General features: G+C 59.3%; 8 protein-coding genes, 1 tRNA gene and 1 pseudogene. 2 read left to right on the top strand and 8 right to left on the bottom strand.

What is annotated here, in order from left to right:
* Window positions 1-77 precede the first annotated feature (77 nt).
* Window positions 78-557: a group 1 truncated hemoglobin gene (locus NUX24_RS13000; protein ID WP_047652414.1), complete on the bottom strand. Its 480-nt coding sequence runs from the start codon at window positions 555-557 to the stop codon at window positions 78-80.
* A gap of 55 nt (window positions 558-612) precedes the next feature.
* A complete protein-coding gene (locus NUX24_RS12995; protein WP_047652413.1) occupies window positions 613-1506 on the bottom strand; it encodes a transporter in 894 nt (297 codons plus the stop codon).
* 402 nt (window positions 1507-1908) lie between these two features.
* Here NUX24_RS12995 and NUX24_RS12990 point away from each other — a divergent pair, with 402 nt between their 5' ends.
* Window positions 1909-2874: a helix-turn-helix domain-containing protein gene (locus NUX24_RS12990; RefSeq protein WP_047652411.1), complete on the top strand. Its 966-nt coding sequence runs from the start codon at window positions 1909-1911 to the stop codon at window positions 2872-2874.
* A gap of 163 nt (window positions 2875-3037) precedes the next feature.
* On the opposite strand, the gene NUX24_RS12985 is transcribed toward NUX24_RS12990, so the two are convergent.
* The 6 genes from NUX24_RS12985 to NUX24_RS12960 all read right to left on the bottom strand — a co-directional run bounded on the left by NUX24_RS12985 (window position 3038) and on the right by NUX24_RS12960 (window position 11244).
* Window positions 3038-3113 (bottom strand) — tRNA-Asn (locus NUX24_RS12985).
* A gap of 164 nt (window positions 3114-3277) precedes the next feature.
* A complete protein-coding gene (locus tag NUX24_RS12980) occupies window positions 3278-5467 on the bottom strand; it encodes a TonB-dependent siderophore receptor (protein ID WP_257832019.1) in 2190 nt (729 codons plus the stop codon).
* A 26-nt stretch (window positions 5468-5493) separates the two neighbouring features.
* On the bottom strand, window positions 5494-6819 hold the full coding sequence (locus tag NUX24_RS12975; RefSeq protein ID WP_257832017.1) for a lysine N(6)-hydroxylase/L-ornithine N(5)-oxygenase family protein: 1326 nt from the start codon (window positions 6817-6819) through the stop codon (window positions 5494-5496).
* A complete protein-coding gene (gene iucC / locus NUX24_RS12970; RefSeq protein ID WP_308280944.1) occupies window positions 6816-8558 on the bottom strand; it encodes an aerobactin synthase IucC in 1743 nt (580 codons plus the stop codon). Before iucC ends, NUX24_RS12975 begins: the two co-directional genes overlap by 4 nt.
* The gene (locus NUX24_RS12965) at window positions 8555-9502 is read right to left on the bottom strand and encodes a GNAT family N-acetyltransferase (RefSeq protein ID WP_257832015.1); all 948 of its coding nucleotides are present in this window, start codon (window positions 9500-9502) and stop codon (window positions 8555-8557) included. Before NUX24_RS12965 ends, iucC begins: the two co-directional genes overlap by 4 nt.
* On the bottom strand, window positions 9502-11244 hold the full coding sequence (locus tag NUX24_RS12960) for an IucA/IucC family siderophore biosynthesis protein (RefSeq protein WP_257832013.1): 1743 nt from the start codon (window positions 11242-11244) through the stop codon (window positions 9502-9504). Before NUX24_RS12960 ends, NUX24_RS12965 begins: the two co-directional genes overlap by 1 nt.
* A gap of 138 nt (window positions 11245-11382) precedes the next feature.
* On the opposite strand from NUX24_RS12960, the pseudogene NUX24_RS12955 reads away from it, so the two are divergent.
* Window positions 11383-11801, top strand: a pseudogene (locus NUX24_RS12955) (MFS transporter); the annotation flags it as partial.

The raw sequence follows: 11801 nt of genomic DNA, 5'->3' as shown, positions 1-11801 counted from the left end.
CCATCCCGACCTGGTTATCCGGGTCAGTCGTTTGGCTGAAATGGACACCCACGCATTCAGTGGGTGTCTGTCAGGTGTTAAGACGGCTTATCGGCCTTGGGCCAGTGGATACCGACACTTTTCATGCCCTTGGTCACGTCCATGTCTGGGTGTGAGAGCACCACGTCGCGATACGAAGGACTGCCGATGACAGCGGGCTTGAATTGGGCCAGGAAGGCTGTGACTTCTTCGCGAATATCCTGCGGTACGTTGAAGTTTTCGTAACACTCGTCGATAGACTCGAATACGGCCTTCCAGTGCACCTCGGTCAGACCCATACCGCGATGTGCGGTAACCATATCTCGTCCCCGATAGACGGTGTTGCCACCCCAGTGTTTGCACAAGAAATCAACGAAGTTAATGTGCTCTTTCTGGAATGACGACTCGGACATATGCGCCCAGATATGGCCGATGTCGGGATGCTTCATACAGGTTTTCAACACTTCTCCGGCGAAGGCATACACGGCGTCATAACCGCCAAGACGTTCATAGAGAGAGGGTTTTTGTTGTTCGTTCATCGTGAATTTCTCCGTTGCAAGTGAATGGTCGGGGAGGTCGTGGTCTCTGTCCTGATCAGAACAGCTTCATCACGCGCAGGGTGGTGTGTAGATCTTCTTTAAAACCGCCATCGACATTGACGTCGCGCTGGACCAAGCCCTGAACTTGCACCGTGGGGGTGACGAACTTCGACAACTCCAGGCGAACTTGATCCGAACGTGTCGCTTGTCCGCTATCGACGCCGTCGATCTGCTGTTTGCCGCCCCACGATTTGGCGTAACCGGCGGAGACGGTCCAGGTCTTGTCAGCCGGTGGCGTCCAGCTTAGCCAGCCCTGAAATTGGTAGGTGTTATCCTGTTTGAGACGACCGGTACCGATACCCGTGGCATCGTCGTTATCGCCATACCACAGCGCATCAGCAGATAACTGTGTGGCGAAGCCATGACCCAGCTGTTGCACGCCGCCGACCTGCAAGTCGAACTTCCAGCGGTTCTCACCAACGTTGAGTGTGCGTCCGGCATCAAAGGAACCGGCAGGAACGTACAGGTAGGGCACGATAGCGAAGGTAGTGCTGGGGTTATTCACCAGCCAGACCGGGGCGGCCAGAATGGGATCGCCCAGGCCGCTGGCGGAGTCGAGGTGGATACCGCTCAGGGAGCCGTTATAAAGACGTCCGTACGGCAGCAGCACCTGCGGCGCGACGGTAAAGCCCCCGACATCCATGTAGTGGACATAACGAAAGATGCTGACGAAGGAGTCCAGTCCGGTGCCTTGCTTGATTTCATCGCCACCTGTGGGGGTAAAGCTGTCTCGTGTGGTGTAGGTGAAATACCCCAGAATGGCATTGGTACCGGCAGGAGCCGGAATGAGATCCTGCGAGTTAAGATCGACTGCATGGACCTGGTCGGCTGCCAGCCAGAGTGTGCAGGCGACCAGGCTGATGCGAAATCGGGTACCGCTAAAAGTCATCACGTTCTCCCTTTTATCTTTTGTCGCTTAAGTCCGGCACCGGGTGCGGCCGGAAGATTTTTCGCTTATTGATACTAGGGAGAAATTTGCTGCGAACTTGTTTCATAAGGACAGTCGTTTGGCTGGCAGGGACAACGGGCGCGAAGCCCTGAAAAGTTCCATAGCGTGGTGCTCCGTCTTAGTGCAGTTGCACATGCCTGGCGTAACGTTTCCGCTTTCCGACGCCACCAGCAACAGGATGGCAGGCGAGCTGAGACGACAGGTTTCAAGACGTATTTTGAGTGAGTTAGTGAAGATGCAGGTAAGAAAGGGAGGGGGGGATCGACCTGCTGGCACGATAGTTGCTGCCTCTGAACATGTTTCTGTTGTTTATGCGGGATTCACGTCGCGAGGTGAGCAATTATGAATAGCTTCATGCAGTCTGCGGGCAGCACCCACTATTCGACCGTTGGCGTTGCCGAGTCACGACGCTTCGAATACTGGAACGACGTCGTGTTACGTCACTGCATTCCGGCCGCCAGCGTGCCCATGGCAGGGGTCGACTTTGACGCCCGGCTTGCGGTGCGTGGCGTGGGAATGGTGGATATCTGTTCGTTGTCCGCACCTTTGCACCGCTGGGATCGCACCGCCCGATATCTGAGACAAGGCCCCGATGATGATCTGTGGCTGGGCTATATGCAGGGAGGATACGGCCAGCTTGAGCAGGGTGGACGCAAGGCGGCGCTGGTGGCGAATAGTCTGGTGCTCTACGACGCCGCACAGACTTTCCGTTTCAGTCTGGGTGGACACGAGAACCATCTGGTGCGGGTCCCACGACATCTGCTGAGTGGGCGTTTGCCGGGGATTGAAAACCTCACTGCTGTGGTGCTGGATGACCGCCGCCCCGGCGTGATCCCGCTGCGTGAAATGCTGCGCCAGGCGACGGTAATGCCCAGCTATCTGGACAACCCGGATATTTCTGGGCGTTTCTCCCAGACGCTGCTGGATCTGCTGGTGTTGAGTCTGGAATTACAGGATTCTGACAACGTCAGTGCTGAGCGCGATCTCTATGCCCGCATGATGAATTACATCAGGCGGCAACTTGTCGAGCCTGATTTGAACATCGAAAGTCTGGCACGGGCTCACCACGTTTCCGTTCGTACCGTCACGCGCGCTTTCGCCCGCCATAAAAAAACGCCGATGGCAGTGATTTGGCAGGAGAGACTGCGGGCGAGCCGCGAGGCTATCGAACGCGGAAAGGTAAAAAGTGTGTCACAGGTGGCACTGGATTTCGGTTTCTCTGATTTCTCTCATTTCAGCCACGCCTTCCGCAAAGCCTTTGGCGTCTCACCTCGCTCCCTGCTGGCAAAGGAAAAGCAAAGTTTGTGATGCGTTATCTCAACGCCACTCTGTCGCAGCATCTGGCTGATTGCCGCCACTGCGCCGCTGCGCATCCAGGCAGGTTAATGCATGGTGCCGGGGCAACCCGGTGCTGATGATCTCTGAATGCTGAAAAGCAAAAAGCCTGCTCGTAAGCAGGCTTCTTTAAATCTGGCTCCTCTGACTGGACTCGAACCAGTGACATACGGATTAACAGTCCGCCGTTCTACCGACTGAACTACAGAGGAATCGTGTGAACGAGGCGCATAGTAGCGACCTCGGTACGCCTTGTCAAAGGGTGAAAACGCACTTTTCTTTCGTTTGCCGACATTTTCAGCAAATCGCTGATTTTATAGCAAATTCGTGTTGAAATTACACAGCAAAATGCGCCGCCCGCAGGCGGCGCTCAGGATCAGAACAGTACGGAGTAGTTCAGACCAAACGTACGTCCGCGGCCTTTATAGGTATACAGGCCCGGTGCACCGTAGGTTGGGCTATACAGCCCCGGTGCGCGCTGGCCCCAGGCGGTGGTGTAGTCTTTGTCCAGCAGGTTTTCCACGCTGAAGCTGACCTTACCCACCGGCAGGGCGTAGCTGCCCAGGAAGTCGACCGTGTTATAGCCATCGATCTTCTTGCCGTCGGAGTCAGAGACGTCAAAGGTCTGCGTGCTCTGCACGCGCAGGGTCCAGTCGCCCGGCGCCCAGTTGACCCAGGCGCTGGCTTTTGACGGGCTGGCGCTGTCAACCGTCAGCTTCTCCCATTTGCCGTTTTCGCGCGTTTCAGACTTGATGGCGTTAAAGTTCGCACCGGTGCTCCAGTCGCTGTCGGTGAAGAAATAGTCCACCTGACCTTCCACCCCGTAGATACGACGCTTGTCGTCTTCCAGGTTGATGGTCATATCCGTCTTGTTGATGGTGATGGTTTTATCCGAGAGCGAGTAATACGCCGCGACCTGCGTGCGCAGGTTATCGCCGGTATAACGCCAGCCCAGCTCGTAAGCGTTGACCTTTATACCGTCCAGCGTCGAGTCGTTCACGTTGACGCTGTTCAGCAGGCGATAGTGACCGTTGCTGAGCTGATAGGTACCGGAGCCGTAGTACTTCGCCAGGTCCGGAATTTCGAAGCCCTGGGAGAAGTTAAACCACAGCTGCTGCTGTTCGGTCAGGCGACCGAGGATCCCGGCGTTAAACAGGAAGTTGTTGTAATCGGTTTTCCCGCCCGGCACCGCGTCGGCGGAGGTGGCTTTCCCGGTGGCGATGGCCTGCTGCTGGGTGTAACCGACAAAGTCGTCCACCTTGTTTTCGGTGTACTGATAACGCACGCCGCCGCTCAGGGTAATGGCGTCAATGTCGTAGCTGGCCTGCAGGAACGGGGCGAGGTTAGTGATGCTGTAGCCCGGATAACGGCCCACGTTGTAAGCGTTGTCCAGCTTCATGCCGCCGCTCGCCGCGGCCTTGCTCAGGTTGAAGAACTGCTGGTTGGCATCGAAGGTTTCGTGGTCGGCATCCACACCCCAGGTCAGCGTCAAATCGTCCACCGGCTTGCTGTTCAGCGTCAGCTTGCCGCCGTAAAAATCGGTTTTCTGCTGGGACGCGCCGATGCTGCTCACCACGCCTTTGGTCAGGGTCGGGAACGGATAATAGGTCAGGCTCTCGTCGCGATAGTAAATCTGCGCGACCAGATCCTGGCCCCAGAAGTCGGTATTGGAGTACTGCAGGTTAATCAGATGGCGCTCGGTGCCCGGTACGCGGTCAGAATCGAGATTACCTTTGTTGTACGCGGTCGCATCGCCCGTTACCGCCGAGAAGTTCTTCCCGAGATACAGCCCATGCTTGCCGTCGGACTCGCTCTTGTAGTACTGCGTCGTCAGCTGCAGCTGCTGGCTATCGTCAATGTTGATGGTGCCTGTTCCCATCACATCAATACGGTCGGAATACTGGAGGCCGGTCTGGGTGTTATCAATAATCACCTCGTTGCCTTTGCCGTCATACCAGCCGCCGTAGCGCTGATACGACACCGACAGGCGACCTGAGGCGTTGTCATTACCGCCGCTTACGGCGGCCGACACGTTCTCATCGTGATCGTTGTGGCTGTTAAACCCGCTCTTTGTCCCGGTCTGGAACTCAACTTCGGTATCCGGCTGGCCCTTTTTGGTGACGATGTTCACCAGGCCGCCGGTGCTGCCGCCGCCGTAGAGTGACGTGGCGCCGGAGATCACTTCGATACGGTCAATGTTGAACGGATCGATAGAGTCCAGCTGGCGGCTGTCGCTGCGGGACGAGTTCAGGCGAACGCCGTCCACCATCACCATCATGGAACGGCCGCGCAGGTTCATACCGTAGTTGGTACGGCCCTGGCTGCTGACGTCCATGCCCGGGATCAGCTGCGCCAGCACCTCTTTAATCTCTTTCCCGCCCTGAACCTGCTGTTCAATTTCAGCCCGTTCAATGACCCAGGTGGTCTGCGCCATCTCCGCCACGCTGCGGTGCGCGCGGCTGGCGGAGACCACGATATTTTCTTCCTTTTGTTCTTCCGCCCACGCAGAGGTAGAAAGCATTGCAAGCAAGCAAGGATTTAAAACCCAAAGATGAGAACGTTTCATTGTTATGTTGATCCTGATTGTGTGTGTCAGTACTCGGTGGTTTTTGCTAACGATTTAAAAACCGGGCTGTTCTCCGGGCTGGTGGTGCTGCGCCAGTGGATAACGCCGGGTGTAGTAGCCAGCTCAAACGGCTCGTCGGCATGTGCGCGATTAAGAATTCGCGCCGCGCGCCAGGCCATCAGGCTGAGCTGGGGTTCGGCAATGCCGAGACGGTGCATCCCGGCATTCACGGCGAACAGGCGGTTGCTCTGCGGACCGTCCCATTCGAGGGTGAAATCGTTGTTAATGCAGAAGGCTTCGTCCGTATCCAGATGCAGGCGGTGAGACAGCGGCGCGAGGAACGCGGGCTGCACGGCGCGGTAGCCGGTGGCGAAAATCACCACGTCGCTCTCCAGCTGCTCGCGGCCGCCGTCGAGGTGATGCTGAATGCTCAGGCGATGGCTGTTTTCCTGGCGCGTCAGCGCCGTCACCGAGCGGGACGGCATCAGGTGTGCCCAGGGTTTTTCACGCAGCACTTCGAAGCGGTGGTACATGGCGCGATAAATCGCCAGCAGGGATTCGGTGGTGATCCCGTCGGACGTCATCTTCTGCTCGTGCAGCATCTGACGACGGGCCTCATCGCCGAGGGTGGAGAAGCTGTCCACGTACTCCGGCGTGAAATACTCGTTGGCAAAGGCGGCTTCATCCAGCGCGTTATAGTTATTGCGGCGCGATACCCAGTTCAGGCTCAGCGGCTGGCCCCATTCGCCGCGGAAGATATTCAAAAACAGGTCGGCCCCGCTCTGGCCGCCGCCGACGACGGTGACGCGCTTGCCCGCAAGATCCGGCGTGCGCAGCATCATCTCGCTGGCGTGGAAGCAGGTATCGTCCTGCGTTGTAACGCAGTCAGGCAGGTTGATCTGTTTGCCAATCCCCACGCAGACGTGGCGCGCCAGGAAGCGGTCGCGCTGGGTCACTACCTCAAACAGGCCGCTTTTCTCATCAAAGCTCACCTGCTGCACCTGCTGGCTGAAGGACAGATTGGTGAGGTTTTCCGCCGCCCAGCACAGGTAGTCCGCAAACTCCTCGCGGGAGACGGTGCGCTGCTCGGTGGTCAGGAAGCGGTAGAACTTTTTGCGCTGCACCAGGTAGTTCAGGAAGCTGTGGCGATTGGTGGGCTCCACGGCGCTGACCAGATCCTTCAGGAAGCTGGTCTGCATGTGGCAGTCCGGCACCATCATTCCCGGGTGCCAGGAGAAGTGCGGTTTACGCTCAAGGAACAGCGAGCTAAAGCCGTCCAGCTCTTCGGCCAGAGCGGCGATGCTAAGGTTAAACGGGCCAATACCAATGCCGATGAAATCATAGGTTTTCATTGCGCTGACTCCCGGGAGGCGAGAAAAAGAGGGTTATCAAGGTCGGTGACGTAGTTAGGCAGCATGCGGCTGCCGCCGTCGTGTTCGGAGAAGGTCAGTTTGACCGGGTTGAGGATCACGCGAATAATCTGCGGCTTGAAGAGGTCGAACTTCGCGAAGCGTTCTGCCAGATCCGGGTGCGCCGCCATATACTCCCGTAAAACTTCGGCCAGAAGCTGGTAGAAGCGCGTTTCGCTCACGCCGCATTGCAGAGTGAGGCGCGAGATAAAGCGCAGCACCGTCACAAAATTACCGGTTTGCAGGTCGTGAATAATGTAATCCGCGTTCAGGCGCGCCGTGACGGCCTTCACCTGCTCCGGCAGGCTCTGGGCCTGCGGGAAATCCTCATCTACCAGGCGCATATCGCCCTGGAAGTCCTTCAGCAGGATGCGCTGCGGGACGTAATCCTTCATCACCAGCGTCACGTTCTGGCCGTGGGCGATCAGCGCCACGCCGTAGCGGCAGAGCAGGTGATAGAACGGGATCACCGTTGCCTCAAACAGCTTTTCCAGCCACGCGTCGGCGCTTAGCCCCGAGCGTTTAATCCACGCGTCGATCAGCGGGCGCCCGGCGTTATCGGTCTCCATCAGCGCGGCCATCAGCACCGCCTGTTCACCGTCTTCTAAATAACAGGACGGGTTCTCGCGCCAGATCACCCCCAGCATCTCCTGATAGCGGTAGGGCGCTTTCGGCAGAGCCGCATAGCCCGGATGCGACAGATAACCGGCGGCGGGTTCGCCAAGCACCTGAGCACCGGAGCGGGCAAGCGTGGCGTCGGTAGCGAACTGCTGCTGCAGCCAGCGCGAGGCCAGCGGCCCGGCGGCAATATATTTGCCCGGAATGCCGCGATAGCAGGAGGTGTTGTAGATGGTCAGCGGAAGCTTGATGTCATACGGCGCGCGACGGCTGGCGTTGGTGAGCGTGCGCAGGGACTGCTGCGCCAGATACTCGTCGCCAAATTCGCCCAGCTCAACCATCTCTCCGCGCGCCAGCTGGGCCAGGAAATGAACGGCAATCTTCTGCTGCCACTGCCACGGGTGCAGCGGCACCGGCAGCCAGCCTTCGTTGAGACCCAGCGCCTGCCAGCGGGCGTCAAAGCGGGCGCGCTCGGCGTTGTCCATGGCGCTCGCCAGCAGAGTGTGAATGTCGCAATCGGCGTCGCTGCTCCAGACCAGATGCTCCCGCTGAACGGCAACCCAGTGCAGACGAAAACGTCCGCGATACTCAGGCGCGTACTGACGCAGCGCGTCCAGGCCCCAGCCGCGGCGGCCTTTGTTGAAAATAAATTTCGGGTGACCGCTCATCAGACACTGTAATTCGTCCGGGTCGAGCTGGATCAGCGCGTCCGCGTCCATCGCTTCACGGGCCTGCAGCAGCTGCATGTCGCCGCGCAGCGTGGCGTAGAGATCTTCCATATGCTCTGCCGTTTGCGCGTCGCTCATCTCCAGCACCGTCGCCAGCTGCAGGAGTGCGCTTTCCGCTTCCACGGCCTCGCCGCTGGCGGCGATCAGGCTGTCCGGGTCGATATGCAGCCAGCCCCAGATCCCGCGCGTGGCGCGAAACTGCCAGGACTCGTTGCCCATGGCGATGCGCCAGACTCCCGACGAAACCGGTTCAGCGCGCAGGGTGCGTTCGTACTCCAGCTCAGCGAGGATCTTCGCCACCATCTCGCGGTTCACTTTCTGCCAGAGCGCGTTCACAGGCCCACCTCGCTGAAGAAGCGGTGACGCTGGCTCATGATCAGGCGCGAGCGCTTGTGCGGGAAGTCGAACTCTTTCATCGTCTCAAAACCGGCGGAGGCCAGATGGCGGAACAGACGCTGGTTGTCGAAGCGCGGCTCGGCCACGATGCGCGCGGTGCGCGGTTCATCGAGATACAGATAGTGGCTCAGGCCGCACAGCCAGCTGCGGATGTACTGCGCGCCGCGCCAGTTCTCTTCGCCCACCAGCATGTGCAGCCCGCGGTCAAACGGCTGCCAGCGGTAGTGGCGGCCAATGCGGTCTTCCGCCGCCCAGTAGAGCTCAAAATAGCCGAACGGCTGGCCGTCGAAGCAGCCGATCACCGGGTAGCAGTACGTCGAGTCAAGCTGACGGCGCAGGTAGTTTTCCTGCTCGGCCTGCGGGCCCGCCATCTCCCAGAAGGCGTTCACGCGCGGGTTGTTCATCCATTGGGTGAAGCGTTCGCCGTCCAGCGCCACGTCGGCCACGCGGAAGCTGAGGGTGCGCTTAATTTGCGGATCGTAGCGACGGTACACTTCGCCCTGCGGGCGGTGAGGGCGCAGCGGGAAGTACAGCTGACGGCTCTCATCAAACTGCATACCGCCGCTGGCCTGCGGCCGTTCGCCTTTCAGCCACAGCGGCAGCTGCCAGAAGGTTTCGCGTGCCAGATAGTCGCCGTGGGCCAGGCTAAATAGCGCCTGCGCCTGGGGTTCATCCTGCCAGGTCGCCCAGGGCAGGGTAATGCCGGTCAGCGCGGGGGCGGCAACAAACAGCTGATCGAGTGCTTCGACCAGCCAGCCGTCCGGGATCCCATTCGGACGCTCAAGCACCGCGCTGCCGTCGAGACCCAACGTCAGCGGCAGCGCGCGATCCGTTGCGGTGCAGCGAAAGCCGTAGCCGGAATGGACGATATTCGCGATGGTCATTACGCCTTCTCCTTGTAAAACGGGTTGCTAAAGTCGAAATAGATCACCGCCGGATCGACGATGGTGTTTTCATTGCGATCGTGCAGGTAGCAGAAGAAGTTGCCTTTGCAGTTCCAGGTCGGGCTGTCGAGAACGTAGTCGAGGCAGCGGGTCTGCTTCGCCGTGCTGCGCAGTTCGGCCAGCGCGTCGCGCACGCGGGACATCAGGCTCTCCTCGCTGTCAAAACCGGCGGCGGCAAGGGCGGCGGTGACGGCAAGGGTAGAGTTCAGCAGCAGGTAATAAGGGAAGTAGCGCAGCAGCTGGCTCTCACCGAAGCGGTTTTCCACCTCCGTTTCGCCCGTCTCTTTCAGCCACGCGTCGGCCCCTTCGGTCCACGCGCTGCCCTGGCAGTCGCGGTAGATAAGCCCGACGGGGAAATCCTGCTGCATCTCAACGAGGATATTTTGCTGGTGCGCCAGCAGGACCAGACCGTAGTCCGCCTCGGCGCTGAACAGCGGAAGTAATACGCGGTCGCAGTAGGCGTCCAGCCAGCAGCGGGCTGCCTGGGCGAGCGGTAAATTGAGACGCTGGCTGAGACGGCGCACCGCCGCGGCCAGCAGGCTGTCGCCGCCGTCCGGCGCGGCCTGGGTCAGGCTTACCAGCACGTTGGTCTGGGTCTCTGGCGTATCGAACAGCAGATTAACGCGCAGGGCCATCAGGCTCTCTTCCTGAATAACGCCCCTTTCGTCACGCAGCCCGGCCCAGCCGTCCTCCTGCATCACGCGCATGGTCGGGTAGCGTGCCTGTAAATCTTGCCAGCGTTCCGTTTTCGCCAGGCGCGCCAGGCGCATTCCGCGCTTAACTTCTTTGACCGACAGCGTGCGCACGGAGTTGGTCAGGCGCACGCTGAGGGAGAACTTAATCATGTCGCTGTTGGTTTCGCTGTACAGCGAGCGGGAGGAGCTGGTGGGCAGCCACTGTGCGCCCGCTTCACCCAGGTCCTGCAATGAACCGATTTCCGCCAGACGCTGGCACCACTCCTGCTCCAGCAGATAGTCGGCCTGCCACGGGTGCATCGGCAGCAGCCAGCGGGTGTCGGTGAAGTGGCCGAGCAGCTCAGGCGCGCTCTGGGCCGCGAAGCGCAGCAGACGCTCGCGCAGGGAGACGTTCAGGCTGTCGCCGGCAACGAGCGTGCTCTCAACGGCAAACCAGCGCAGCGGGAAACGCGAGGCGAAATCGGGCAGATAGCGACGCGCCTCGGTTTCGTTGAACGGCTCGTGCGACTTCGGCGCCGGGTGAAACGCATGGCCGACCAGCAGCGCCTGTTCCGCTTCGGCAAACGTCAGCGGCTTATCGCGCAGGTTTGCCCAGCCGTGGCGCAGATCGATCGCCTGCCAGGTGTGCGCATGGCTTTCGAGAACGCGCTGCTTAAAACGCCCCAGCGTATCGGCATCCAGCGATCCTTTTACTGACGGCTTTTCAAGAATTAAATCAACAAGTTGAGCGAATGTGACAGCGTCACCCTCGTCGCTGTTGCTCTGAATAAGCGTGGCCGGGAAACGGTACTGATGATGCTGGGTGGGAGAGAAATAGCGTACCGGAACCCGAAGCGCCTGGGTTTGGGACAGCGGGATATGAATGTTCGGTAACGCATCCGCATCGGTAGCGGGGAGATAGCGCCAGTCCTTCGTTTCGCGCAACAGGGCGTTCAAAAAACACTGGGCTGCAACGTCTGTACCGGCAGAGCGGGGCAGAGCACGCATAGATGTACCTCATTCCGTGATTGATAATAATTCTCGTTATGATATTCATTCTGTTTACAGTCGCAACCATTTTTGCAATATTTGTTTTCATAAACTTCATAATTTCCACACATTTATTGACACTATGTTCACATTCTCATGCGCACAGACTCTGAAGTATTGACCGAAAACGTCACCTCAAAAGCCAACTGGCCCCTGGCGTTATGTGCGGGTTTATTAGGTATCGGGCAAAACGGCCTGCTGGTGATGCTCCCGCAGTTGGTGACCCTGACCGGGCTGTCGCTCTCGGTCTGGGCCGGGCTGTTGATGTTCGGATCCATGCTCTTTTTACCGGCCTCGCCCTGGTGGGGGCGCCAGAGCGAGCGGCGGGGATGTAAGGCCGTGATGCTGGCCTCGCTGAGCGGCTATCTGGCCAGTTTTGTTGTGATGGCGCTGGTGGTCTGGGCGATGGCGGCCGGGAGGCTGGATACCGTCTGGGGACTGGCGGGGCTGATTCTTTCACGTCTGCTTTACGGACTGACGGTCTCGGGGCTGGTGCCTGCGGCCCAGACGTGGGC

Origin of the sequence: Enterobacter sp. HG048 (assembly GCF_024702055.1) — a bacterium.
Lineage (GTDB): Bacteria > Pseudomonadota > Gammaproteobacteria > Enterobacterales > Enterobacteriaceae > Enterobacter > Enterobacter dykesii.
Note: the sequence above shows the minus strand (reverse complement) of the source record. Positions and strands in the feature narration are given on the sequence as shown.